Below are 26,000 nucleotides of genomic sequence, written 5' to 3'. Positions count from 1 at the left end.
TCATGCGTAATATAGAATTACTTACGCTTGTACTGGAACCGAGTCTTTTCCAATATCCTCATCTTCTAAATATTCACCTTCTTTAATAATACCAGCCGCTCGGTCCTGTTCCTCTAATTTCAAAGCCGTAGGAACAGATAGCCAATAAGCAAACGCTATAGCGCATATACCAGCAAGTAGCTTACCTAAAATAACTGGTAGAATAATAGTTGGCTGGAAGTTAGCTGTAAAGGATAAGTGATCTCCTAATAAGAATGCAGCACATACTCCAAAAGAGATATTCAATACTTTGTCTTTTGGTCTCATATAGCGAACTAATGAGAACATCGCTAAAATATTAGCAATAGTAGCTAATATCCCTGCGCTTCCTACAGAAGTAAGACCTATTTTACGTCCACCTGCCTCTAATGGCCCTGATGCATATTTACGTAATAGGTACACCATTGGGAAGGCACCCGCTAACATAATACCAATATATCCAGCGGTTTCAAGCGCTCGGAATTGGTCAGCCTCATCAGCCATAATAGGATCAAAGCCCCAACCTCCAAAGAGTGTTGAAAATAGTCCTGTGAAAATTTCTACAATGGAGAAAACCAGTACTAATTTAATACCAGCATCCATTACTCGCCCAAATATCATAAAGCCCTTTATCATTCCATTCGGGAAGAATTTGAGCCCCGCTGCGATTAGTATAACGAAAATGAGTAAGGGTGTTAAGTTAATCAGTATTTGTCCGTAGCTTATGACGAACTCGTATGTTGAATCTGTTGTTGTACTAATGACATCTCGAATCTTTGTATCAAACAGCACAACTAAAACAGAGGCAATAAATGCACCAATCGGAATGGTAAGTACCCCTGACATAATACCGAGTGCCATATATTTGTGATCTCGTTTATCAAGCATTGCTAGTCCCATTGGAATAGAGAATACAATCGTTGCTCCTGCCATGTAACCTACAATAAGTGCCATTATCCATCCTTCGTAGGAATCTTTCAGTGCATTCGCTAACTGATATCCTCCCATATCCGATGCTAGTATGGCAGTTGCCGCAATTGCGGGATCTGCTCCTATAGAATTGAAAATTGGTCCAACAAACTTGTCGATAAACCATGTTAAATATGGAATAGACGCCATAATACCCGCAGCAGGAACAAAAATATGACCAACTGCATGCAAGCCAGACATAAACTCTTTCCCTAACCCCTTATCTGGATCCTTTATTGCGGCAAAAGCTCCAAGTACTGCACAAATCATAATTATGTACACTACCACTGTTCCTATCATTGCCATTTCTTTTTCCCCCTTTATGAAATAATATATAATGCCCAAATTAACTCCCTAATCCTTACTACTTGAATAGATAACACCCCCTTAAAGAAATACAAAAAGGCGCTCAAAGAATAAATTCTTTAAGCGCCATTGCTTATATATTCACTTGTATTTTAAAATAATCTCTTTGGCAATTGACTCCATTGTCATCTGCCTAGACATGCTAGATTCTCTTATTCTCTTAAAAGCATCAGCTTCTGTCGTTTCTTCGACTTGCATTAACAACCCTTTTGCACGTTCGATTAACTTTCTTTTCTCTACTTCTTGTTTAGCATTGTATATATCTTGTTTTAATCTTTTTGCTTTTTTGGATTGGTGTAAAGCTATCTCTACTGCAGGTAGCAAATTCGCTTCAGAAATAGGTTTTACTAAATAACCGACTATATTGTCCTGTTGAGCTTTTTCAACAAATTCCTTTTGGCTATAGGCAGTGATGATTAGAATCGGTAAATCTAGTTGATTTGCGATTATTTTACTAGCTTGTAGACCATTTATCTTTGGCATCTTAATATCCATAAGGATTAAATCTGGTTTATGTAAAAATGCTAACTCAATAGCTTTATCTCCATCTCCTGCTTCTCCCACTACTTCATAGCCTTGATCTTGAAGCATAAGTTTAATATCCATTCTTATGATAGATTCATCTTCAGCTATTAATATTCTCTTTTTCATGATAGATAATAACCTCCGAACTTATTGGGAATGTTACTACTGCATGCGTACCTTGCTCTACAGGAACGTATCTAAACTCCCCATTTAAATCATTTAATACAAGGTTATGAACTATCTCTAAACCTAAAGATGATTTTGGCTCCTGCATTCCAACTCCGTTGTCGAAAATATGAAGCTCTAAAAAGTCCTTATTTGAATAAAAACTTACTACTATTTCTCCTGCAATATCTTCTGGAAATGCATGCTTTAAAGAATTTTGTACAAGTTCATTGATAATCAATGCAATTGAAACCGCTTTCCTTGATGTTGTTAATATCTTATTGCCATTTGACTCAATAATCAAGTTAACTTTTTTTAAATATTCATTTAGCACTAAGGTTGAAGATACTTTTTTAGTTAAATCAATAATATTAACATCTTCATCATCGGCATTAGAGTTGGATAAAATCAGTTCATAAACGGAAGAAATACTATATATTCTATTAAGGGTATCTTCAAAATATACCTTACTTTCTTCTGGAAATCCTTTTCTCATTTGAAGACGTAACAAGCTAGCTACCGTCTGTAGATTATTTTTTACTCGGTGGTGAATTTCTTGAATAACTACAGATTTCATCATTAGTTCTTTTTCTTTTGTTCGAAGCTCTGTTACATCTTGAATAAGAAGAAGAGTTCCTTTAAGATGTTCTTTCTCTTTTATTCTAATTTTTTTTACTATCAAATTTTTTCTATCTACAGTTAAATCAAATATGAAGACATCTTCTTTAAAATCATAAACGGATTGAAGAAAAGGTAATAATTCTAAAATAGGCTGATTTTGAATTTTATCCATTTGAGTCATTTCTGCTATAAAGTTCACTCCGGCGGGATTAGAATATGTTAAGCAATCATCTTTGTCTGTTAGAAGGAAAATTTCCATTAAAAGATCCGAGATCATTGGTACTTCCCTTGAGTTACCTCCAAGGACTTCACTTAGCTCATCTTGACCAAATGATACATTTTTATAACTGCTACTAATCGGCATATGTTTATAAATTTCTTCCTCAGAAATTAGTACCCCAATCACTTGATGTTTGTCGTTTTTTATCGGGATAACACTTTGCTCTACAGTTTTTCCTTCTTGTGTAACTGCCTGGCTAGTAAGTGATTTTTTACCGGTTCGATAACTATAAAAAACACCCGGTTCGAACGATTCAAAAACAATTTTTCCTACTACGGATTTTTCATATATAGACTCAGAATTTCTAGGGAAGGCCTCCGAAACAACTATAGCTTGTTCCGAATTCTTCATCATACAGTCTATGAACATATACGCATTATTCAAATCTGCATATAATTGCAAATTAGAAGCAACATTTTCTAAAACCTTTATATCCTCTGTAGATAATTCCGTATAGATTTGACATAACTGGTTTAAGGTAGATTCACTCAAGTAATTATTTTCACCTCCATTTGTTGGAATTATTTGAATTCATTATACGAAGAAATATACGTTTGGTCAATGATCGCTTTGAGATGAAATAGGGTTTAAATAATTAGAAAAACCAGCAAAAAAGATGCCTGGTCCTTTAATTTCAAAACCTGTTTCTATCTTTTTCGAAGGAGCTTTGAACAGACTTGTTGCTATACTATAACCGTTTTTGGGGGGAGATTCTGGTAATCTTATAGCGTTTGCCTGTCCGTCCCCTCCTACAACTCTTAGAAACAGAGAAGTACATTTTGGGGTAACTAGTATTATTCATTCTTAAAGTCCCATGAGCCCAGTATTCACGAGACATTTTTATATTTTTGCTTTTAAAAAAACCTGTAAATTGCATAGCTTAAAGCAGTGCATTTACAGGTTTTCATTGTTTTTCTAGCGCTCTACCAAATAGCTTGCCGATAAAATACCACAAAATATATATGCCTATTACTATACATACAAAGAACAGGACACTTTCGATTTTTTCTGGTAGACCTATAGGCTCTAAGAATATCTGAATCGTCACAAGCAGATAAATGATACCTGCAATACCTGCTAGTAATACGACACCGATAATAGATAGTTGCGAATAGGTTAGTTGTTTAATATGGTGACGATGTTTCGTTAATTCCAAAAGAACGACGAGTATTATTGCTGTGAAAGTGATCGTAACTTCTTGTAGATAAATCGAATTGATTAAATATAAGACGAGCAGCATAATCATCAGATATTTGTATAGTTCATCAATTTGCTTTAGCACTTAGCCACTTCCTACTCTTTTAGTATTTCATTTCTAAGCGTTGTTTTCGATGAGCACGTCTAGCAGGTCCTGTTTCATAAAGACGTTTTTCAGCTTCAGTTTCTGGATGTATGCCTGGTACAGGTACAGGCTTCCCATTATCATCAACTGCGACCATTGTTACATAAGATTCAGTTGTTAATTTCTCTTCCCCAGTAATTAGGTTTGTTGATGTTACTCGAACATAAACCTCCATCGAAGAACGACCCGCATTAGAAACAACTGCTTCTAACTCTATTACATCTCCTACCTTTGCAGATGAAAGAAAGTCTACAGAATCAATAGAAGCTGTAACTACAGCACCTTGTGCGTGTTTCATAGAAGATATGGCTGCAATCTCATCGATAAATGCCAACACTCTTCCACCAAAAATTGTTTCGTGATGATTTGTATCCGGGGGTAATATTAAATGTGTTTGAATAGTTCTTGATTGACTCATTGGATTGGTGTTCATTATTCTAACTCCTCTTATATAGATAGTCTATGTTTAGTATAGCATGTTCATTAATCCGAGCCAGAACTAGATGCTGCTGCAGCGCTAGAAGCTGCAATAGTTGAAATCATAATCGCTTGTTGCGCCTGTAATATAAGCTCTATCGAAGTTGCCATGGAAATTGCTGCAGTTGCATAAGCTTCCTTAGAAGATCTTAAGGACAGTCCAAATGCGATAGGAAGAGCCGAGTCTTTGTACCACGAAAATAATTTCATACTAGCGATGGCTTCATAGTTTGCCACAATCTCGTTTAATTGTTCCTCATCCAATTTTAAAGCTGCCATAAAACCTATAATCGGATATTGTGCCTGAGAAGTTTTTATTTTGACGCTTTTTAATCCGTCTCGGATAATTACTGCTCTGCCCACCATATTTTCTTCATACTCTGGATTGGAATACGTAAGGACCTGGGACATCCACTGTAGTTCATTTCCGGAATAGAATTTATGTTGCTTTAACTCTTTGTAATAGCGGTTCATCGTTTCAGCTCGAACAGCCGTATCGCCTTCCATTTTGCCCAAAAACATTGCATATGGATAATCATCTGTAGATGTTAGAAAGCGATGATGTGCCTTCATATCATCCATTAATTTTTGTGCCATTTTCATTTCAAATGGCCATTGATCTTTTTGTTCCGACATCATGAGGGCGGCCAAATACGTATAGCTATTCACTTTAAAACCAAACTGTTTTAAAGCATCTGCTTTTTCCATTAACAAATTTACCGCTTGCTCAGGTTCTGCTCCGGAAACATCTAAAGTTGCTACAAAAAGAGGATGTAAGTGTGAGCGTAAGGGCGAAAAGACGCCTGCTCTTTTTTTTAAATGGCTAGCTACTTCTTTATACTTAGTTTCATCAAATTCCTTCTCTAAAGTTACATAGTACCCCGCAAGTGACAAAGTTATTCGTTTATCCACGGTCCAACCTAATGTTTTTTTCAGTGCATTAAATGTTTGCTCTAATCTTTGTTCAATATTCATACAAATCACTCCTTTCCTAATTTACGCTATTACTCTAATTTAGTTTCAACTTTTGTTATAATTAATACAATTAGAAAAGCGGCAGACGCTTTTCTTGCGACGAGCTAGCGCTAGAGCAAACGCCGCCCCGCAGCGAAAAGCGCTAGAAGACTTGAAGTAAAAGGGCCCTTTGCCTTTTCTACAAGTCTGAAGTGATCGAGTTGTTGGCGTCTGCAGCTGGACAGAGAATGAGTGAAAAGTAGGTGTTTATTATGCGGATTAATAAATTTTTAAGTGAAGCAGGGATTATCTCTAGACGCGGTGCAGACAAATGGATCACGGATGGAAGAGTAATGATTAACGGAAAAACTGCAGAACTAGGCAGTAAAGTAGAAGTTGGTGACGATGTACGCGTTGATGGTGAGCAAATTGTTGTTGAACAACCCCTCGTTTATCTAGTATTAAATAAACCTGTAGGTATTACTAGTACTACAGAAACTCATGTAAAAGGTAATATCGTCGATTTCGTTAACCATCCCCTACGTATTTTCCATATCGGGCGTTTAGATAAAGATTCTGATGGTTTAATACTTCTGACAAATGACGGAGATATTGTAAATGAAATTCTACGTGCAGAAAACAGCCATGAGAAAGAGTACGTTGTGACAGTCAATGAGAAAATCACCGATACATTTATCGAAAAAATGTCTACTGGGGTAAATATACTTGGTACAAAAACACTACCTTGTAAAGTAAAAAAGATTGGACCAAAAACATTCAATATAATCTTAACTCAGGGCTTAAATCGTCAGATACGTAGAATGTGTTCTGCATTAGGATTTACCGTGAAAAGACTACAACGAATACGTATTATGAATATATCTATTGAAGGTCTTCCTATTGGAGAATGGAGAGAACTTACACCTACTGAAAAAGCAGAACTATTTAAGACGCTTAACTATTCACCAAAACGGTAATAGTATATCAGGAGGTGTAAACATGTTAGCTCTTAAAAATACCGAGAACCTAACTGGAGCACTTATAAGTGGGGACTATTGGGATTTAGATGAACTATGTACTGCACTACATCGTTTAACAGGAAACGAATCACGCTATCTCGATTGGCAAGGTGCTCGAATGCGTTTATTGAGAACTATGCATGATTTAAGACAGGCGTATCAGGGAAGTAAGAATGTTGAAAGTGTTGGCAACGGGTTGAAGAGAGATACGATGAAGAATCACGATTTTATCGCTTCACAGAACAATATTTACTTCTCCACAGAAATCCTATGGCCTGAGCTTATTTTTGCTTTAGTTGCAATTAATGATTTTATCAATCTTCATAAAAAGTATGAACAGGCTACGGATTTAGATATTCATATCGTGAATGCCCGAAAACTTCAAGCTCTTATTGCAGAAGCGCTGAAAAAGAATATGTCTGAAGAAACGTATACGTTTGCTATGCAATATGTGATTACGTCAAATGCATTTGTAGAAGAGTATGCCATACAATACATCGACCTACTCAATATATCTTATATCGATATGTCTAAGGAGCAACGGACCCAAGCTTTTGAATCGATTGTACACAATATTATCGTCCAAACGAAAGACTATCATAATTTTAAAAGTAAAATTCTGTCAGAAACCAATAAAACTAAAAGTACTATCCATGATTTCCGAATGAATATAGAGTATCCAGAAAGTATTGAATGGTAAATTTTTGATTGTATAACAAAAAAGCAGCTCCATTCATGGAACTGCTTTTTCATATATTATGAGTTTCCAGCTACTCGTTTTTCAAGTGGTTGAAATAACTTCTTTTTATCGACATTTGGCCGAATGATTTCTAGTTGCTCTAATGCAAGTTTTGCCCCGTAATCCATTCCCTGACAACCAGCTAATAACAGTAGATCTCCATCTGTAATATCGTCTAGGCTACGGTTAATCGCTTCTGGTAACTCTTCGTAAAGTTGAACTTCGATACCTGCCTCTTCCATAACTTCCTGGAATACTGCAAGCTCACTCTCCGAAACGACATCTTTTTGAGTAACATGGGAACGACTTAATGTAGCAATTACCTCATGTATACCAAGCTTTGGTGCCCATTTAGCAATTGTCTCTGCATTTTCTCTATTCACCGTCACACCACGATCTCCACGAATAGCATAAACAAGCTTTATACGTTCAAAGTCCATCTTTTCTAAAGTACCTAGTGTAATATCTATATTACCACTGTTTGCAAAGTGGTCATCAATAATTTTAAAATCATCTTCAAAAATAATTTCAAAACGACGTTCTACCCCTACAAACTCTGCCAAACTCTTTTGGATAGTAACTACTGGAACTTCACATAATAGCCCAATCACAATACTGACCATTGAATTATATACCGAGTGGAAACCTGGAGTAGAAAGTTCAACTGTAAAACTTTGCTCTGGTATAACGAGATCCTGCGTAACTAGATCCTGTTGAATTTCTACTGTGAATTTTGCTCTACCAGTTGATAGGTCTAAATTCGTACAAATAACATCTGCAGATTGCTCCTCGACACCAATGGTGATAACCTTCGCTTTCGTCTTATTCACAAGTGATGCCGAATATGAATCATCCAGGTTTAAAATGGCAACCTTATCAGTACCAGCATTGCGAATAAGACTAGACTTATGATAAAAATAGTTTTCAAATGAGGAGTGCAAGTCAATATGTTCGCGACTAATATTATTTAGTGTGACGATATCAAAGTCCACACATCCTACACGATTTAATTCTAAAGCGGAGGATGATACTTCCATCGTTGCATGACTTACATTTTCATCCACCATTTGCGCATAAAATCGTTGTAAATCTAAAGATTCTGGAGTTGTTAGTTCAGAAGGCTCTGCATAATCTCCTATTTTCACTACAACTGTTCCCATAAGCCCCGTTTTAAAGCCATAGTTTTCTAAAATCGCATTTGTCATAAACGAGGTAGATGTCTTTCCGTTAGTCGCCGTGATCCCAATCGTTTTCAACTTACGAGTAGGGTGATTATAAAAAGCATCAGCAAGAGTAGCAAGTGCTGTACGTCCATTCTCTACTTTATATTGTGGTACCTCAATTTCATCGATAAAGTCTTCTACCACTAAAGCAACTGCACCACCTTCAACAGCTTGTCCTGCGAATTGGTGTCCATCTGCCTTAAATCCTTTTATACATACAAACACTTGCCCATTTTCCACTTTGCGTGAATTATAAGCAAGACCCGTTATTTCTATTGGCCCAGCATTTTTAGTTTCTAATACAGGTATATGCTTCATTAAATTTGTAATCTCCATCAAACAGCCACCTTTTGTTGTTGTAAATCTTCTCCATCAGTTTACCTCAATTACGATAAGAAGAAAACTTATATAACATGTTTTATTGTTTGGTAGAAGCATTCCTCTTAAAAACAAAAACCAAGAAGCACATGTCTTCTCGGTTTTTGTTTAAATAATATCATTATAATGTTCTTTGCAAAATGAAAGAACAATTGCTTCTTCTTCCTCTTCTAGGCCAAAATCTAATACTTTACCGTTGCTTCGGTTAATGAAATGGTATTGTACAATACGCGCTTCTGTTTCTTCTATCACTAGAATCACACGTAAATCTAATGAATTATTTTCATCAAAAAGTTCATCATCTTCAGGTACTTCAATTCCAAGTAGAAATTCAAAGCGATCGCCTGTTATGATTCCTGTTGGATCGTTTAACTTATCAACCTCGTAGGATGTTATTTTCAAAAAGTCCACCTCCGTAACTATAGTTTATCATTTTTAATAGATAATAATACATTTTCATTATTATTGATATAATATGCTTAATAACCTATAAATGAAGGAGTGAACAAATGCGTCTAAATCCTGAAAAGCTTATTTATATTTTGGTTCCTTTATATCTTTTACTATTAGTGTTCGGAAAGAGTATAAATGAAGGACTTTACTCTATACTTTCCTTTGTCTTAGGAATCTCTATGCTTTATTTGGCTTATAAACTCCTGAAAAAACAACGAAAAGAACGTCAGAAGGATTAATCCTGCTCAAATTTCGCAGGATTTTTCCAACTCTAGCAACATAGCATATGCACCCTTAGATTTATTGGAGCAAACAGCAAGTACAAGATCATTATGTGGATAATATGCTGAGTGAAAACTCACTCCAGGATCATATCCCATTACGTGATATTTATAGATTTCGTCCTCACGTTTATCTATCCAAACTCCGTACCCATAATAACTATCATCCTCCTCATGAACGTGTGGAGTCAGCAGTATTGTTTTATCGTTCAATAACTTATCTTGTATAAGAGCTTCCCAAAATAACACCATATCCTCGGCAGTGACAAATGCTCCGCCATCTGCCCCCCCCTGTATGGGAAGAGAATACATATTCGTTTTCCACGTACCATCCTCACGATCTATGTAACCAATTGCCGTTCTAGTAGGTAAAGCATCTAATGCAAAATAACCTGAGTTCCTCATCCCTGCTTTGTCCAAAATGTTCTGCTGAACATAGTCAGTAAATACCATTCCACTCACTTTTTCTACGATCAAACCTAAAACTATATATCCAGCGTTATTATAAGCAAACTTCTCTCCAGGTATAAACTTCTGCTGCTCCTTTTGAAACAATGGTAAAAAGTCATGCAATCGGCGCATATGGTACATCGGAGTATTTATCCATAATTCCTCAAAGTCATCCATTACTTCCTCATCAAAATAATCCGCGATACCCGAAGTATGCGTGAGTAAATGATGGATTGTAACGTCTTTGTGAAAATGTGGAAAAGAAATGTCTAATACGTCTCTTAAAAGGGCATCAAAACTCAATTTCCCTGCTTCTGCAAGTTGAGCAATCGCAACTGCAGTAAATAATTTACACCCCGAAGCAATACCAAAGCGGGTTTCTTTTTCATTGAGTATAGCTTCTGCACGATTAGCGTATCCAAAACTAGACTGTACTTGTACCGATTCACCTTGTTTCATAAAGATAGATCCTGCAAATTGATTTTCTTTTTGGATCTTTTCTAATTGATTCGTTAAATTATTCATAACAAAACACCCCTATTTTGTATATTGATCGATCCAATCGGTCGTTGTAATTTCCATTATTGGCTGTTGAACATTCTCTTTAAATACCGCCGGCTCGTTTAAACTACTAAAATCATCACCAAACCACTCTTCGACATTCTCTCTTGTTATTACATAGGATTGGTCTGTAAAACGCATATCAATTACTTCTAAATTTTTTATCAAAATAAAAGCCACTGTCGCATTATATATAGCAACTTTTTCTTCACCACTCGTATTGTAATTTACAACGAATGTGAGTGTATCTGGATCCAACTCTACTAAATCTCTATGATTAGAAAGAGGAAGATTATTAAATAGATTTGTGATGTTAGAATTATTGCCCATATAATCATTTTCGTAAGCTAGTACTTTTTTAAAGTTGTGAGTGTCTACAGATTGTTGTTCCACATCTTCTTGTTCTACTTGTTTCTGATTATTACTTAGTACATAAACTACTCCGAGTAATAATACTAAAGCTATTCCAACTACTAAACTGATTGTTTTTTGCAATTGTTTCCCCCCTAACCCCGTTCTCCTGCAACACTCAAGTGGAATAATTTGGACTTTACCCTTACAATAATAATATTAGAATAATTGAAGGAGATTGACAAAATGAGTCATCTAAACAAAGAATTATATGATTTTATCATGATAAATAAATCAGCAATAACAGATGCATGGTTAGCTGAACAATCAAAAGTTGACCCATCCTATGGTTTATCACAATATAAGACATATTTAAGAGAAGAAAATGAAGTTCTAATAGAAGCCATCTCTTCTGTATATATCCGAGATCATTTTGAATACGTAGAATATATCAACACTCGTTCTGCTGAAGTGGCAGAGAAAAGAGCAAAAGAAAAATATCCTTTATATGAAAGTATTCGTAGTTTCCGAAATGTCAGAATAGCCTATTGGAATATTGTTCAAAATTTCATCCAACAATCTACCACACTTGCTACGGTAGAAGATGTTGCTGAATGGTCAAACCTGATGAATACTGCATTCGATTATATTATAGAAAACTTTGCGAAATACCACCACGAATATACAGTAAATCTTTTCGCCTCCCAACAAGCTCTTATTACAGAGTTAAGCAGCCCAGTTATTCCTATAAAAGAAGGTATTGCAGTTTTACCTCTAGTAGGAAATATTGATACAGAACGCGCTACAGTTATTTTAGAGTCTACATTGGAGCAAAGTTCTGCTAAAAAACTGAGTACTATATTTATCGATCTATCTGCAGTACCAGTGCTAGATACGATGGTTGCTCAACAGCTATATCAACTGTATTCTGCGTTAAAGCTTATTGGCGTAAATTCTATTTTCTCAGGAATTCGACCTGAACTTGCTCAAACGGCTGTTTCGCTAGGTATTAATTTTTCGGAGATTCAAACATATTCTACATTAATGTATGCTCTGAAAGCTAATTCTTAAGTTATTCACGGCATATATTTTTAGAGAGTTATCCACATGTGAATAACTCTCTAAAAAGCGCTATTGTTCCCCTGTGGATATTTTTTATCGCTTTTATTTTATTGAATCGTTATTTTTCCTTCTCTGTTCACTAGAATTACTTTTCCATCTTCTATCACTATTTCTAATGGAGAGGTCTCACTCATTCTTTTAGAAAAATACCATCGTCGCTTTGGAGGAACTAATAAAATAAACGTATCTTTTTTTCCTAGAAAATTTAATTCATCAGGTTGAAGTTGGAAATGACCTGAAATAGGAATACCAATTTCTTGTAGCTTCTCTCCTGCTTCTTCTACAAATGGAGTAGTAATACTTACCTCACTTAAGTTTAAAAATGACTCGATGCTGAAGTCACTCCATTTATCTACATTACGTCTTGCTATTAGTTCAATGACGTTCCCCACTGGATCTTCAAAGTAAAATGCATCTGCTTCAAATCGAGCATAATAGATTTCATCAACTGCTGCTTCTCTATTTAGTACTACCCTTTCTTTTGCCCAATGCTTCGCAAGTGTAAACTGATTACCTGGTATGTTAATAGCAAAGTGATAGGAAGTCTGTAATTCGGAAAGCCGAAAAATAAGCGTCGAAGTTCCAATAGATATTTGAAAATGCTCGTCTGTTGATACCTCTATGGGAATTTCCAAAACATTTCCATAGAACCCTCGCAATTGTTTTAATTGATTTGTATATAGAGTTACCGTCTTAAACATATTCTCCCCTCCATTACTTAACGTCTATCAGTTCAAAGCGCTCGCAAACAAGTAACATGTCTTCTGAAAACTCCCTACCTACTCCTTTTAACTCGTTTGTGAAAAATTCGATATGTACCTTCCTCCAATGATCGTAGGAGCGATCTCCTTCTCCCTCCGCATAAGCAAAATCCGAAGGTACTTCATTCATCGGCATTATTTTCACGTCAGACGTACGAATTATACAAACAGGTTCATCCTTACTATTAAGTACAATACTATAATCATCCACCTTTGGAAGTGGCTCTTTCTCCAATTCATAAAATAGATGCAACGAGCATGTAGCAGATTTTACTCCATCCTTCACTAGCTGAGCCAGTTCATCTGGGCTCCCGCCAAACTGCCACGAAGTCACCGATAATGGTGTTTCTTTTCCTTTCCAATAAGTATCCCAATACGTTTGCGCCAATTTGTTCATTTATAAAACCTCATTCAACTTTTATTTTTTCGTTAAATTCAGTATATTAAACTATTTCCATAATTACTATTGCAATTTGGTGGATTTATTCTTACAACGTATGCTATAACAATAGCACTGCAACTAATTGATTTCATGATTCCTGTATCGATTGTATGCATTTTACTTTAATAGAATGCTCGAAACTATCAAGTCCAAAAGGAGCTCATTCAAATGACGAACAAACTCTATTATGAAGACCCATGCATCCAATCCTTTAAAGCGAAAGTAATAAAGCAACAAGCTGATTATGTTGTACTTTCCGAGACTGCCTTTTACCCTAATGGAGGTGGTCAGCCGCATGATCTCGGTCTATTAAACGGTATCGAAGTGACAAATGTTGAAGTGATCAACGGAGAATTAAGACATTTTCTTACCAATCCTTTACCTGAAAATACAACGGAGGTAAATGGACAGATTAACTGGGAGCGCCGTTTCGATCATATGCAGCAGCATGCCGGACAGCACATTCTATCAGCGGCCTTTGAACAATTATTTGGATTTCAAACGATTAGCTTTCATTTAGGAAAAGATACAGTCACGATTGACTTAAATGTCACGGAGGTGTCCGAACAGCAATTAAAGGAAGCGGAACAACTTGCAAATCAAATCATTCTGGAAGATCGTATTATTGAAACAAAGTGGGTAACGGAAGAGGAATTATTCAATTATAATCTACGAAAAGCGACATCTTTAAAAGAAAATATTAGACTCGTCATAATCCCCGACTTCGATTACAATGCATGTGGTGGAACCCATCCAACATCAACAGGACAAGTGAGGTCCATTAAAATCCTGCAAACAGAGAGGCAGAAGAAAATTGTTCGAGTGGAGTTTATTTGTGGGGAAAGGAATCTTACACATTTACATAGAAAGCACCAGGTACTAGTAAACTTAGTCAGCACATTAAGCACTCCTGAAGATAAAATAATCAATGCAACAAAAAATCTCTTAGAGCAAAATTCAAAACTCGCAAAACAAGTAGCAGATTTATCAAATTCTCTTTTAGCATACGAAGCAAAAGAGTTAAGAGAAAGTGCTAAGGGAACTACAATCACCTGTATACTTGAAAATAGATCCATGCAGGAGCTTCAAAAACTAGCTAAATTAGTAATCCAAGAAACACCGAAATCCATATGTATTTTCGTCTCCAACAACCAGGACAAGTTACAGGTCGTTGCTGCAAAAGGTAACGATGTAGAACAAAGTATGAAAGAGCTAATTGCACATGTCCTTCCATATATCAATGGAAAAGGTGGCGGTAATGAGCGAATGGCTCAAGGTGGTGGAGAGAAAATTTTAACAAGTGAGCAATTAATCGAAAAGGTAATATCCTATATCTGATAGGCACCGTTCCACAAATACCCTCCTTACATATACTAAGTTGATTACTTTATGAAAGGAGGATTTAACAATGAACAATCAATTTCCTTTTCCACAAGATTCAGGAGGTCCTCAAGGTTTCCCTTCAATTGAAGGTCAACAATTTGGAAATCAACTGTTTCCTGGAAGCATGATGCCTCCATTCGGACAACAACAGTTTCCTGGGAATATGTTCCCTCCATTCGGGCAGCAGGGGCCATCATTTCCTCCTAGTTTTCCACCAGGTGGGCAACAGGGTGGGCAACAAGGAGCTCCAACTAGTCCCCCACCATCTTTCGTTCCACAAAGACAAAGTCAGAGTGTCGGAGTATTTGCTGTAGATCCTGGCTCTATTCGTGGATGCTTGTTCCGCTTTACTTATGTATGGTTGAATAATGGCAATGCTTTTTGGCTTTACCCAACTCATGTCGGAAGAAGATCTATTGCTGGTTTTAGATGGAACGGATTCCGGTGGTCTTATTACGGAACCGACTTAGAGAGAATTTCCTCTTTTCAATGTTTTTAATACGGTGAATCTACCGAGCATATTGCTCGGTTTTTTTATTTGAGGATTATCAAAATTCTTGATAATTCTCGCATTGCTCACGACTACGTACTCTTTACAAATACTTTGTTACAAAGTAAAATATATTTAACTAGCTAAACAAATTTCATTTACTTTTAAAGGAGCGTCTCAACAATGAATCCACTTATTCATGAGCTTTTTCAAAAATCCCGTTTTTTAACTCAAGAAGCTAATGATACATTAAAACAGTTTAACTTATTTGCTTCTCAGTGGTCAGTACTCTACTGCATACAACGACATAAAGAAATGACATTGACACAGATTTGGAAATACTTAAATGTAGAGGCACCCACAATTACAAGAACTGTAAATAGATTATCTGAACTTGGCTGGATTGAAATATGCTCCGGGAGAGATAAACGGGAAAAAATTGTAAAACTGTCCGAAAAAGCATTACAACAGTACCCAGCTATCAAAGCATCTATGATAGAATTTGAAGATCAAATGACCGCTGGTTTATCCAAAGAAGAAGAAGTTCAGTTGTTTGAACTCCTAAAAAAAATTAGATAAAGCTAAACTTCAATCAGTGGGGTATTCTCATCTCCCACTGATTGAAAAGATGAATTCAGGCATTGCCGCATCGTGCGGCAATGCCTGAGTGACCAACATCCGGTTGGCCCGAGGCTCGCAGGAAGCGAGTCACATAGACGAAGCTACACTACGCGGCGCTTTTCTTCTATGTTCAACGTCGGGCTTTTACGGGAAGTTGTCTCCTACTTATGCCTATATTACTTGGACCAAGCATTGGAGTGGGAGGATTACGACGTACAGAACGTACTAGTGCCGATGTTGCTACAAGACGTGGCGAATTTAATCGGCCTGCCCGTTAATGCGAGATAAACAGGAGGATTATTAGTTTGAAGAACAAAGAGCCTATATGGACGAAAGCTTTTATTAGTTTGTTTACTACAAACTTTTCTATTTTTATAATTTTTTACGGACTCGTATCTACACTTCCACTCTACGCCACGGATGTATTGTCGCGTACAGACGAAGATGCGGGTTTATTAATGACTATCTTTTTAGTTTCTGCAATTCTTACCCGACCTTTTTCTGGTAAAATTTTAGATTTATTTGGAAAACGAAAGGTATTATGGCTAACTTTGTTCCTGTATCTAGTATGTACAGGACTATATTATTTTATTGAACCCTTTGAAGCTTTATTGGTACTTCGATTTGTACAAGGTATTTTCTTTAGTATCGCCACCACAGCGAGTGGTTCGATGGCTGCAGATAATATTCCTACCTCTAGACGTGGTGCCGGACTTGGTTATTTTACTATGTCAACAAATTTAGCAGTTGTTGTCGGTCCGTTAATTGCTTTAACTCTCATGCAAACTTTTTCATATGATGCAATGTTCTTATCCTTAACGATTTTACTACTAGTTGGCTCCATTGCTGCATTATTGATACCTGCTGATAGAAATTCCAGAACTGTTTTTCCTAAATCGAAGTTAACGTTAAATGATCTTTTTGAGAAAAAAGCGTTACCTGTTGCACTAATAGCTAGTTTAGTTGCTTTTTCTTATGCTAGTGTACTTTCTTATCTCTCTATTTACTCTCAAGAAAAAGGAGTACTCCACTTAACCAGTAGCTTTTTCGCTGTTTTTGCAATCATGATGCTAGCTACACGACCATTTACAGGTCGAATTTTCGATGAAAAAGGACCTAAATATATTGTTATTCCTGGTCTGGCCGCTTTCATGATTGGACTTGCTTTACTTGCTTATATGAACTCGCCCTTCCTTTTCTTACTCTCTGGTGCATTTATCGGACTAGGATATGGTGCAGTAGTTCCAAGTTTTCAAACACTTGCGATCCAGTCTACCAAGCATGAACGCAGTGGTTATGCTACAGCAACATTCTTTACATTATTCGATACGGGCCTCGCAATAGGTTCTTATATTTTAGGACTTGTTGCCACTTCGCTCGGCTATCAAAACTTATATCTATTCTCTATTATTTTCCTTGTTATCGCTCTCGTTCTGTTTATATTACGAGTAAAGAAAGTACAACGTCCTGTTTAACCGAGACGTTGTATTTTTTATTGGTAACTTTTTCATCTATCACGTATATATATGCCCTTAATTTGGTAATACTTGAAACAATACAGTATTTCAAGGAGGACAATTAGATGAGAAAGCAAATCGTAATTCCATTACTTATAGCGGTCACGGCACTTGGAGGATGTAATTTCCCCTCTGCAGATGCCGACTTAAATGAAACAGTAAAGGTTTCATTACTAAACACAGAAGGTAAAGAAGTAGGAGAAGCAACTTTGACTGAGCATTCAAAAGGAGTGCATATATTATTAAATGCAGAGGGACTTACTCCTGGTGTTAAAGCAATCCACTTTCATGAAAAGGCAAGCTGTGAAAAACCTACCTTTGAAACAGCTGGTGCTCACTTTAATCCGACTCACAAAGAGCATGGTTTTGAAAACCCTAAAGGTTATCATTTAGGGGATTTACCTAACATTGAAGTTGGAGAAGATGGTAAAGTAGAATTAGAGACAGTATCTCCAGCAGTAGTTTTAGCAGCAGGAAAAAGCAACTCATTACTAGATGCTGATGGAAGTGCACTTATTATTCATGAAAATGCTGATGATTATAAAACCGATCCTTCTGGCAATTCGGGAGATCGAATTGTTTGTGGAGAAATTAGCAAGTAGTTTGGGGGTATGACATGAGAAAAATAGGCTGGTTACTACTTTTTGTTTTAGCACTTTTCTTTTCTAGACCGTTATGGGAAGAGTATACAGTGGAATACGTTGACCTGTCATTCCTAGAGCCAGTGGATGAATGGATTGATTCACTGGAAGTAGAGCAATATTGGGATGAAGCAAAAGCGTACTGGACACAAATAAAAGATGAACCAGCCACTCATATTGCGTCAGATCAGGAAACACTACCGGGAACAGGCATTGAGTTAGACCAAATAAAAATAGGCATGAAAAAAAGTGAGATTGAGAAAATTCATGGTAATGCTAAACGAGTTAGTATAAATGAATATAATTTAGTATGGCATACATACCATGAAAACTACCGAAACTTCATGATGGTTTCCTATGATAGTAACAATAGGGTAAATGCTATGTTTACCAATCAGCCTTCCGAATCTTCCTTTCTAGGCTTACAAATGGATAGTACTAGAGAAGAAGTACTTTCTCGATTAGATGAACCTATTAAGAAACTGAAAAAAGGGAATATCATCTATCTCCTACCTGATGAAGGTGAATATGATTTGTTTTTAATCGATCAAAACTATGTAACATTTTTCTATGATCTTCATGAAAACAATACAATCACAGCCATCCAAGTAGTCGAAAAATCTGTTGAGAAAAATCACGAATCGACTTTTCGAGAGCCATCTGACGAACTGAAGAAAGGGTTTGAATTTCAACTTTTCGATCTCACAAATGCTGCTCGAGTAGTACATGGTCTTTCTGTTCTCTCCTATGATGAGAGTGTGAGCAACACCGCGCGAAAGCATAGTGAGGATATGGCCATTCACAACTATTTTAGTCATGAAAACCTAGAGGGAAAATCTCCATTTAATCGATTGGAGGAAGATGGTTTGAGCTTTTCCTATGCTGGAGAAAATCTAGCATATGGTCAAACTAGCAGCATCTTTGCGCATGAGGGGCTGATGAATTCATTGGGACACCGTAAAAACATTTTAAGTGTTCATTATGAAAATCTTGGCGTCGGTACCGCTTTTGATGAAAAATCGACTCCTTACTACACAGAAAATTTCTTCACAAAATAAAAGGTTGTTCAAAAGTCAGTGCTTACTGATTTTTTGTAATAACCTCTTTTTTTATTTATCCAGTAATATCGCTGATTTCCGTTTTAGGCTGACGCTTTCCGCGGGGGGAGTGATGAGCCATCACCGTAGCTTCGCTTCCGTTGTGATGTCTCATCTGTCTCACTCATCCCGCAGGAGTCCGCATCCTTCCAATACAATCAATGTACTGAGTGGTACCCAACACGAAGATTTAGCATAGTCTTATCGCTAAGACGATAGAAATAGATACAGTTAATATAGCGATAAAAATAGATAAAATATAACTATGCAACTAGTATTCAAACGCTATAAAATTACCAAGAAAAGAGATGCTGGACGTCATGAACGTCCAGCATCTCTAAAAAATCAGTCGATTAAAATATAGCAACAAGTCTATCCAAAGCTCTACGAAAGCGATAGAAACTGGCTTTGACTTTAAAGGGTACTTACGCTTTTCATGTAAATCATTTAAAATGCTTCAATGCCTCTCTCTTACTTAAAGGTGCTAGTGTGTGACTTCCTACAAATGCTTGTACTACTTGCGGATGTGTTTTAGCGTATTCCCTTAACACCCAACCGATTGACTTTTGAAGAAAGAATTCTTTTGACACTGCATGGCGCTCAATGGTTGCAAATAATAGCTCTTCATTCGTTTTTTCCTTGTATTTTAACTGATGTAAAATAGAGGCTCTATTCGTCCACATATTCGAGGACTTTGCCCACTCTATCATTACAGCTTCCCCTTCAATTCTGTTAGCTAAAACAATATCTCCCACTATCTTAGGAGCAATAGAATCCACACTATCCCACCAGGACTTCGTTTCAATAAGACGTTGACAGAAAGTTAAATCCTCTAGAGTCAATTGATTTTTATACTTGGCCAATAATTCAATTCCTATGTAATGATATTCTCTTTCCTCTAACTGGAACAAAGCCCATACTTCTTTTTGCATATCTTCATATAAGGGAAGCTCCATTTCTGTCGTCATCCTTTTAAAAAGCAATCGACGTTCAGGTGTTTTAATACCTAAAAATGGAAAGTGACTTTTCATATATTTTGCCATTGGAATTGCATTTTCGTCATTTCGACGAGGCTCCATATAGCCCTTAACTTGCTCTATCGTCCACTCCTTTTTCATTTGAGATGAAATCCTTTACTTGCTAAAAAATCAGCCATATGTGGTCTTCTCGGTTTCTCTAGAAAGTCAGCCATTGACTTGGTCCAATTTGCCATTTTTTGATTGGATCCACGACTTGTATAATAGCCTTCCATTGTTTGATCGTACTCGGGCAATAGTACTTCATACTTTGCACTATTATAGTTATTTTCATGTAATATTGCTGCTACCGGCAAACGAGGTTTCACTTCGTTTTGCTGATCTGGAATACCAAGAGTAATTGCAAATAGAGGAAATACCCCCGTTGGCAAATCAAACAAATGGCTAATTGCGCCTGGATCGTTACGTACTCCTCCTATATAGCAAATACCAAAACCTTTTGATTCTGCTGCAATGACTAAATTTTGGGCAAAAAGAGCTACATCGACTGCTCCTACTAACACATTTTCAGTTGTATCTATGTCAATTTCTGTCTGTTGTAATTTACCTGCCACCTGTAATCGATGAAAATCAGCACATAATAATAATGCCGCTCCAGCAGTTTCAAATTGTGTAGGATTTTTGGATAATTTACCTAGTTCTTCTTTTTTCTGTTCATCATTTACCCATATAACACTATATGCTTGTACAAAATGTGAACTAGCAGCATGTTGCGCAGTCTCCACAAGCTCGGACACTTCATCTTTAGTTAATGTATAATCTTTATACTTTCTGACAGATGAATGCTTTCTTAATAACTCTTGAACCAATGTAAGAACCCTCTTTCATCGTAAGTTTACTTTTAGTATACCCGAAGCCTCCTTCTGGATGAAATGAAAAGCGAAGCAGAGAGCTATAAGCTCTTTACTTCGCTTCATTTATACCTGTAATTGGTTATTTTCTTCTGATGTGAATGCTCGGGATCTCGTTAAAAATCGTTTTCCTTCCACACCTTCTAAAGAAAACATTCCTCCCCGACCATCCACCACATCTATAATCAGCTGTGTATGCTTCCAATAGTCAAACTGACTTTTGTGCATATAAAATGGAACATCGCCTATTTTCCCAAGAAGTACATCTTGGTCTCCAACGATTAAATCGCCATCCGTATAACACATAGGAGAAGAACCATCGCAGCACCCTCCTGATTGATGAAACATAAGAGGTCCGTGCTTACCTTTTAATAGTTCAATGAGTTCTAGTGCAGCGTCTGTGGCAATTACACGTTCAACCATCTACACTCTCCCTTTCTTTTATCCGCATTATCGGCAGGCAGATTAAAGGTTACTTTATCAAAAGAATCCTTGCTTATTTTCACTATAGCTTACAAGTAGGTTTTTCGTTTGTTGGTAATGATTTAGCATCATCAGATGATTTTCCCGACCAATACCAGACATTTTGTATCCACCAAAAGCAGCATGTGCTGGATATTGGTGATAACAGTTTGTCCATACACGACCAGCTTGAATTTTACGTCCGAAACGATATGCAGTATTCATGTTACGTGTCCAAATACCAGATCCTAAACCGTATAACGTATCATTGGCAATTTCTAGTGCCTCTTCTTTTGTTTTAAACGTCGTTACCGAAACGACTGGTCCGAAAATCTCTTCTTGGAAAATACGCATTTTGTTATTTCCTTTGAAGACTGTTGGTTTAATATAGTAACCTTCTGCTAGTTCTCCGTCTAATTTGTTTTGTTCTCCGCCGATTAAACACTCTGCTCCTTCTTGCTTTCCAATATCTAAATAAGAAAGGATCTTTTCCATTTGTTCATTCGAAGCTTGCGCACCCATCATAACAGATGGATCTAGTGGATTTCCTATTTTGATAGCTTCTACGCGCGCAATTACGCGCTCGATGAATTTATCATAGATAGATTCTTGGATTAGAACACGTGACGGACAAGTACATACCTCTCCTTGGTTCAATGCGAACATCACGAATCCTTCTACCGCTTTATCCAAAAATGCATCGTCTTCGTCCATAATGTCTTCGAAGAAAATATTTGGTGATTTTCCTCCAAGCTCTAATGTAACAGGAATTAGATTTTGAGAAGCATATTGCATGATTAAACGACCAGTCGTAGTTTCACCAGTAAATGCAATTTTACTAATCCGAGGACTAGATGCTAAAGGTTTTCCAGCCTCTAACCCGAAACCATTTACAATATTCACGACTCCAGGAGGCAATAGATCTCCAATTAGCTCCATTAGAACTAAAATAGACGCCGGTGTTTGTTCGGCTGGCTTTAGTACTACACAGTTCCCCGCCGCAAGAGCTGGTGCCAGCTTCCATACAGCCATTAGAATCGGGAAATTCCAAGGAATGATTTGTCCTACTACTCCTAGTGGTTCATGAAAATGGTACGCTACTGTATCGTTGTCAATTTGACTTAAGCCGCCTTCTTGTGCACGAATGGCGCCTGCAAAATAGCGGAAATGATCAATAGCAAGTGGAAGATCAGCATTTAATGTTTCTCTCACCGCTTTTCCGTTATCCCATGTTTCAGCAATCGCTAATTGCTCTAAGTTTTCTTCTATTCTATTCGCAATTTTATTTAATATATTTGCTCTTTCGGCTACTGAAGTGGTGCCCCATGCATCTTTTGCTGCATGCGCTGCATCTAAAGCTAGCTCAATATCTTCTGAAGTCGAACGCGCAACTTGTGTAAATACTTTACCTGTAATTGGTGTAACATTTTCAAAGTATTGTCCTTTTACCGGGGGTGTCCACTCGCCATTAATATAGTTTTCATACTTGTCCTTAAATGAAACCTTCGAGCCTTCTGTATTCGGAAATGCATAAACCATTTTCTAATTCCTCCCCTACATATCTATTTAGCACATTCCATATCGTATGCTAGATTCACTTTATGTATGCGCTTTCAAAACTATTAAAATAAAAAAATAGTCTTAAAGTTATTTTGACAGACTATACTAAACATTTCAACAATATTGATTGATCAATGAGACAAGTAGCTTGGATACCTCTGTTTGTTCGCCAATCGGATGGTTTACTTGCGTTCATTATGACTTTACTTGCTCTACTTCTTCATTTACTCAATAAAAAGGAAATAACCCATTATGATCCACGCTGTATTCCCTCTGCCCTAAACGTTGGGCAACCAAAAACAATAAATGGCCCAAATACATATTTAATGTACTCGAGCCACTTTTAAATGTTATTTACTTATCTCGTCGCCTGAGCAATGGCAGAAAGGACTACTACTGGTGAAGATACGGTGTAATCTAATCGATGATGTTCACCAACTCCGAAAATATCTAAACCGACCTCGTCTGCTATCTTCGCCAGTTCAATTACTTCTTTCAAACGTTGTGAAGCACTGATCGTTTCTCCTGTATGTGGATTTGGACCAAGATCCCCAAAAGTATAAACATCTATTTCCATCGATTATTCTGCCTCTGCTACTACCGTGAAGCGCTTGTTTACATGCTTTGGATTTTCCAATTCATCGACAATCGCAATAGCATAGTCTGCGTAGCTCACATAGCTTTCACCTATTGCGTTCACGATAAAGTTATCTTTGCCTGTTTGATAAGAACCAGTTCGTTTACCCTCTGGATTAAAAAATGCAGCAGGACTTACAAATGTCCATTCGAATCCTTCACTTTGTTGTAAATCTTCTAGATTTTTACCTTGGTTAGTTGCTGTTGGTAAATATTCTTTTGGAAAATCTGGCGTATCCATTACTTTAATTGTTTTTGCTTCATCTACATATAAACTTCCCGCCCCACCAACAACTACTAGCTTCGTATTGGCTGCTTCTTTAGCTGCTCCAATTAAGGACTTCCCAGCTTTCACATGAAGATGTTCTTGACCCGGAGGTGCGCTAATCGCATTTACTACTACATCGAATGCTTGAAGATCTGATCCAGTTAAATCGAAGACATCCTTCTCTAGTACTGCTCCATTTGCATTTTCTAACTTAGCAGCGTTTCTTACGATAGCCGTTACTTCATGACCTCTGTCAGCTGCCTCTTTATAAATCAAACTACCCGCTTTTCCTGTTGCTCCAATTATACCGATTTTCATCTTAATTCCTCCAATAGATTCATATTGTTGTAACTATATCAGTTACAACTATTTCAAAAAAAAGGATTCAAATTCATCCAATTTTTTTACTCAATACTTTGACTAGTTCTTCCATAGTAATTTCTATTAATACCGCTTCCATTGCATCTTGAGCTCGTACTAATATTAACTCTAGTACATCTTGTATATTAGCTCCTACCGGACAATTAGGGTTAGGGTTATCATGCATTTGAAAAAGTTCTCCGTCCTCCACTACTTCAACGGCTTTATACACATCTAGTAAGGTTATATCCTCTAGATTCCTTTGAAGAGTTGCGCCTCCAAGCCCACGACGAATATCTATAAGACCAGCCTTTTTCAGTTTCCCCATCACTCTACGTATAACAACAGGATTGGTATTTACGCTTTCTGCAATCCATTCGGATGTAGAAACAACATTTTGATTTAATGAAATTAGTGATAGTACATGTATGGCTACAGTAAATCGACTACTTATTTTCATATTATTCTACCTCCGATGTAACCATTGTAATTACAACTACTTTGTTCTGTCAACTAAGTTAGCTTTTGTTTATAAAGTACACTAATTCCTCTTTCTATATACAGAATTTTTCTATAAACTAAAACTATGATTACCTTTAAGAAAGAGGCGATGAACATTGAGTGATTTAACTTGTGAAATGAAACCTGTCAAGATCCCCCACAGAAGCACCCCTAAGAAAGTCATATTTGTCCGTCTACTCATGATTGCCATAGGAGCTATACTAATGGCTATTGGATTAGAATTATTTCTAGTTCCTAATCAGATATTAGACGGTGGTGTTGTAGGCGTATCCATCATCTTATCCCACCTAACTGGAATTCGTTTAGGGATCTTTATATTTGTCCTGAACATTCCATTCTTTTTCCTTGGATATAAACAAATAGGAAAAACCTTTGCTTTATCCACATTATTCGGCATCACCATACTATCCATATGTACCTCTTTCCTACATAATATTGATGCTATTACTCCTGATTTATTACTTGCTACAGTATTTGGAGGTATTGTTTTAGGCACGGGTGTTGGTCTAGTTATTCGTTATGGAGGCTCTCTAGACGGTTCAGAAATACTTGCCATTTTATTCAACAAGGCTACCCCGTTTTCAGTTGGGGAAATCATCATGATTATCAATCTGGTCATCTTTGCAATTGCTGGGTTTGTATTTACTTGGGAACAAGCCATGTATTCATTTTTAGCTTATTTTATTGCCTTTAAAACGATAGATATAGTGATTCAAGGATTAGATGAGTCAAAATCTGTCTATATCATTAGTGATAATATTGAAGATATTGGAGACGCTATTATGGATCGGTTAGGACGGGGTGTGACTTATTTACACGGTGAAGGTGCATACACTGGAGAAAATAAAAAAGTCATTTTCACAGTTATCACTCGATTAGAGGAAGCAAAACTAAAATCTATTGTAGAAGAAATAGACGACCACGCATTTTTAGCTGTTGGTAATATTGCCGAAGTCCGAGGCGGTCGCTTTAAAAAGAAAGATATACATTAGAAAAGCACAAGCGCATATACATGCCCTGGAGCTAGGCAGATGCCGAGTAAATAGCATTTCTTTCTA

General features: G+C 36.8%; 28 protein-coding genes and 2 pseudogenes. 11 read left to right on the top strand and 19 right to left on the bottom strand.

The window, feature by feature from the left end:
- Window positions 1-21: 21 nt before the first annotated feature.
- The 6 genes from eutH to MKY37_RS10875 form a co-directional block, all read right to left on the bottom strand.
- Entirely contained in the window at window positions 22-1,293 is a 1,272-nt protein-coding gene (gene eutH / locus MKY37_RS10900; protein WP_340776943.1) for an ethanolamine utilization protein EutH, read from the bottom strand.
- 141 nt (window positions 1,294-1,434) lie between these two features.
- The gene (locus tag MKY37_RS10895) at window positions 1,435-2,004 is read right to left on the bottom strand and encodes an ANTAR domain-containing response regulator (protein ID WP_340776940.1); all 570 of its coding nucleotides are present in this window, start codon (window positions 2,002-2,004) and stop codon (window positions 1,435-1,437) included.
- Window positions 1,979-3,436 (bottom strand): sensor histidine kinase, encoded by a 1,458-nt coding sequence (locus MKY37_RS10890; protein WP_340776938.1) that lies wholly within the window; start codon window positions 3,434-3,436, stop codon window positions 1,979-1,981. Before MKY37_RS10890 ends, MKY37_RS10895 begins: the two co-directional genes overlap by 26 nt.
- A gap of 412 nt (window positions 3,437-3,848) precedes the next feature.
- Window positions 3,849-4,226, bottom strand: a complete 378-nt coding sequence (locus tag MKY37_RS10885) for a hypothetical protein (protein WP_340776936.1) — start codon at window positions 4,224-4,226, stop codon at window positions 3,849-3,851.
- A 19-nt stretch (window positions 4,227-4,245) separates the two neighbouring features.
- Complete coding sequence (locus tag MKY37_RS10880) at window positions 4,246-4,719, bottom strand: acyl-CoA thioesterase (RefSeq protein ID WP_340776933.1); 474 nt, start codon at window positions 4,717-4,719, stop codon at window positions 4,246-4,248.
- Between the two features lie 50 nt (window positions 4,720-4,769).
- A complete protein-coding gene (locus MKY37_RS10875; RefSeq protein WP_340776931.1) occupies window positions 4,770-5,738 on the bottom strand; it encodes a DUF4003 family protein in 969 nt (322 codons plus the stop codon).
- A gap of 251 nt (window positions 5,739-5,989) precedes the next feature.
- On the opposite strand from MKY37_RS10875, the gene rluF reads away from it, so the two are divergent.
- Both rluF and MKY37_RS10865 read left to right on the top strand, forming a co-directional pair.
- Entirely contained in the window at window positions 5,990-6,694 is a 705-nt protein-coding gene (gene rluF, locus MKY37_RS10870; RefSeq protein WP_340776928.1) for a 23S rRNA pseudouridine(2604) synthase RluF, read from the top strand.
- 22 nt (window positions 6,695-6,716) lie between these two features.
- On the top strand, window positions 6,717-7,436 hold the full coding sequence (locus MKY37_RS10865) for a DUF6904 family protein (protein WP_340776925.1): 720 nt from the start codon (window positions 6,717-6,719) through the stop codon (window positions 7,434-7,436).
- Between the two features lie 56 nt (window positions 7,437-7,492).
- Here the strand turns inward: MKY37_RS10865 and MKY37_RS10860 are convergent, their stop codons facing one another.
- The 4 genes from MKY37_RS10860 to MKY37_RS10845 all read right to left on the bottom strand — a co-directional run bounded on the left by MKY37_RS10860 (window position 7,493) and on the right by MKY37_RS10845 (window position 11,316).
- Window positions 7,493-9,034 carry a Mur ligase family protein gene (locus tag MKY37_RS10860; protein WP_340776922.1) on the bottom strand — a complete coding sequence of 514 codons (1,542 nt, stop codon included), beginning with the start codon at window positions 9,032-9,034 and terminating at the stop codon, window positions 7,493-7,495.
- A 150-nt stretch (window positions 9,035-9,184) separates the two neighbouring features.
- A complete protein-coding gene (locus MKY37_RS10855) occupies window positions 9,185-9,478 on the bottom strand; it encodes a DUF6509 family protein (protein ID WP_445323038.1) in 294 nt (97 codons plus the stop codon).
- A 296-nt stretch (window positions 9,479-9,774) separates the two neighbouring features.
- Entirely contained in the window at window positions 9,775-10,785 is a 1,011-nt protein-coding gene (locus MKY37_RS10850; RefSeq protein WP_340776917.1) for a serine hydrolase domain-containing protein, read from the bottom strand.
- Window positions 10,786-10,797: 12 nt separating this feature from the next.
- Window positions 10,798-11,316 (bottom strand): DUF4825 domain-containing protein, encoded by a 519-nt coding sequence (locus tag MKY37_RS10845; RefSeq protein ID WP_340776913.1) that lies wholly within the window; start codon window positions 11,314-11,316, stop codon window positions 10,798-10,800.
- Window positions 11,317-11,418: 102 nt separating this feature from the next.
- On the opposite strand from MKY37_RS10845, the gene MKY37_RS10840 reads away from it, so the two are divergent.
- Window positions 11,419-12,243, top strand: a complete 825-nt coding sequence (locus MKY37_RS10840; RefSeq protein WP_340776911.1) for an STAS domain-containing protein — start codon at window positions 11,419-11,421, stop codon at window positions 12,241-12,243.
- A gap of 98 nt (window positions 12,244-12,341) precedes the next feature.
- Here MKY37_RS10840 and MKY37_RS10835 read toward each other — a convergent pair whose 3' ends face one another.
- Together MKY37_RS10835 and MKY37_RS10830 are read right to left on the bottom strand one after the other, a co-directional pair.
- A complete protein-coding gene (locus tag MKY37_RS10835) occupies window positions 12,342-12,995 on the bottom strand; it encodes a glyoxalase (RefSeq protein WP_340776909.1) in 654 nt (217 codons plus the stop codon).
- A gap of 13 nt (window positions 12,996-13,008) precedes the next feature.
- A complete protein-coding gene (locus MKY37_RS10830; RefSeq protein ID WP_340776908.1) occupies window positions 13,009-13,452 on the bottom strand; it encodes an ASCH domain-containing protein in 444 nt (147 codons plus the stop codon).
- A 198-nt stretch (window positions 13,453-13,650) separates the two neighbouring features.
- Between MKY37_RS10830 and MKY37_RS10825 the strand changes: the two are divergent.
- The 7 genes and pseudogenes from MKY37_RS10825 to MKY37_RS10795 form a co-directional block, all read left to right on the top strand.
- Window positions 13,651-13,911 (top strand): annotated as a pseudogene (locus MKY37_RS10825) (alanine--tRNA ligase-related protein); the annotation flags it as partial.
- Window positions 13,912-13,935: 24 nt separating this feature from the next.
- Entirely contained in the window at window positions 13,936-14,835 is a 900-nt protein-coding gene (locus tag MKY37_RS10820) for a DHHA1 domain-containing protein (RefSeq protein WP_340779903.1), read from the top strand.
- 70 nt (window positions 14,836-14,905) lie between these two features.
- Entirely contained in the window at window positions 14,906-15,379 is a 474-nt protein-coding gene (locus tag MKY37_RS10815; RefSeq protein ID WP_090567619.1) for a hypothetical protein, read from the top strand.
- 174 nt (window positions 15,380-15,553) lie between these two features.
- Window positions 15,554-15,949, top strand: coding sequence for a MarR family winged helix-turn-helix transcriptional regulator (locus tag MKY37_RS10810; RefSeq protein ID WP_340776904.1), 396 nt, complete (start codon window positions 15,554-15,556; stop codon window positions 15,947-15,949).
- Between the two features lie 347 nt (window positions 15,950-16,296).
- The gene (locus MKY37_RS10805; RefSeq protein ID WP_340776901.1) at window positions 16,297-17,466 is read left to right on the top strand and encodes an MFS transporter; all 1,170 of its coding nucleotides are present in this window, start codon (window positions 16,297-16,299) and stop codon (window positions 17,464-17,466) included.
- Between the two features lie 107 nt (window positions 17,467-17,573).
- On the top strand, window positions 17,574-18,110 hold the full coding sequence (locus tag MKY37_RS10800; protein WP_340776898.1) for a superoxide dismutase family protein: 537 nt from the start codon (window positions 17,574-17,576) through the stop codon (window positions 18,108-18,110).
- 14 nt (window positions 18,111-18,124) lie between these two features.
- A complete protein-coding gene (locus MKY37_RS10795; RefSeq protein ID WP_340776895.1) occupies window positions 18,125-19,207 on the top strand; it encodes a CAP domain-containing protein in 1,083 nt (360 codons plus the stop codon).
- Window positions 19,208-19,689: 482 nt separating this feature from the next.
- On the opposite strand, the gene MKY37_RS10790 is transcribed toward MKY37_RS10795, so the two are convergent.
- From MKY37_RS10790 to MKY37_RS10760, 7 genes and pseudogenes are all read right to left on the bottom strand, one after another.
- Window positions 19,690-20,364: a DNA alkylation repair protein gene (locus tag MKY37_RS10790; RefSeq protein WP_340776893.1), complete on the bottom strand. Its 675-nt coding sequence runs from the start codon at window positions 20,362-20,364 to the stop codon at window positions 19,690-19,692.
- Window positions 20,361-21,092: an oxygen-insensitive NADPH nitroreductase gene (gene nfsA / locus MKY37_RS10785; RefSeq protein WP_340776891.1), complete on the bottom strand. Its 732-nt coding sequence runs from the start codon at window positions 21,090-21,092 to the stop codon at window positions 20,361-20,363. The genes MKY37_RS10790 and nfsA overlap by 4 nt, the downstream gene beginning before the upstream one ends.
- Window positions 21,093-21,200: 108 nt before the next feature.
- Window positions 21,201-21,557, bottom strand: coding sequence for a DUF779 domain-containing protein (locus MKY37_RS10780; RefSeq protein ID WP_340776888.1), 357 nt, complete (start codon window positions 21,555-21,557; stop codon window positions 21,201-21,203).
- Between the two features lie 57 nt (window positions 21,558-21,614).
- Entirely contained in the window at window positions 21,615-23,135 is a 1,521-nt protein-coding gene (gene adh / locus MKY37_RS10775) for an aldehyde dehydrogenase (RefSeq protein ID WP_340776886.1), read from the bottom strand.
- Between the two features lie 385 nt (window positions 23,136-23,520).
- A pseudogene (locus MKY37_RS10770) lies at window positions 23,521-23,733 on the bottom strand (LLM class flavin-dependent oxidoreductase); the annotation flags it as partial.
- A 3-nt stretch (window positions 23,734-23,736) separates the two neighbouring features.
- The gene (locus MKY37_RS10765; protein ID WP_340776884.1) at window positions 23,737-24,378 is read right to left on the bottom strand and encodes an NAD(P)-dependent oxidoreductase; all 642 of its coding nucleotides are present in this window, start codon (window positions 24,376-24,378) and stop codon (window positions 23,737-23,739) included.
- Between the two features lie 73 nt (window positions 24,379-24,451).
- Window positions 24,452-24,880 (bottom strand): Rrf2 family transcriptional regulator, encoded by a 429-nt coding sequence (locus MKY37_RS10760; RefSeq protein WP_340776882.1) that lies wholly within the window; start codon window positions 24,878-24,880, stop codon window positions 24,452-24,454.
- 241 nt (window positions 24,881-25,121) lie between these two features.
- Between MKY37_RS10760 and MKY37_RS10755 the strand changes: the two genes are divergently transcribed.
- Window positions 25,122-25,934 (top strand): YitT family protein, encoded by an 813-nt coding sequence (locus MKY37_RS10755; RefSeq protein WP_445323064.1) that lies wholly within the window; start codon window positions 25,122-25,124, stop codon window positions 25,932-25,934.
- Window positions 25,935-26,000 lie beyond the last annotated feature (66 nt).

This window comes from Psychrobacillus sp. FSL K6-2836 (genome assembly GCF_038003085.1).
In the GTDB taxonomy this organism is placed as follows: domain Bacteria; phylum Bacillota; class Bacilli; order Bacillales_A; family Planococcaceae; genus Psychrobacillus.
Note: the sequence above shows the minus strand (reverse complement) of the source record. Positions and strands in the feature narration are given on the sequence as shown.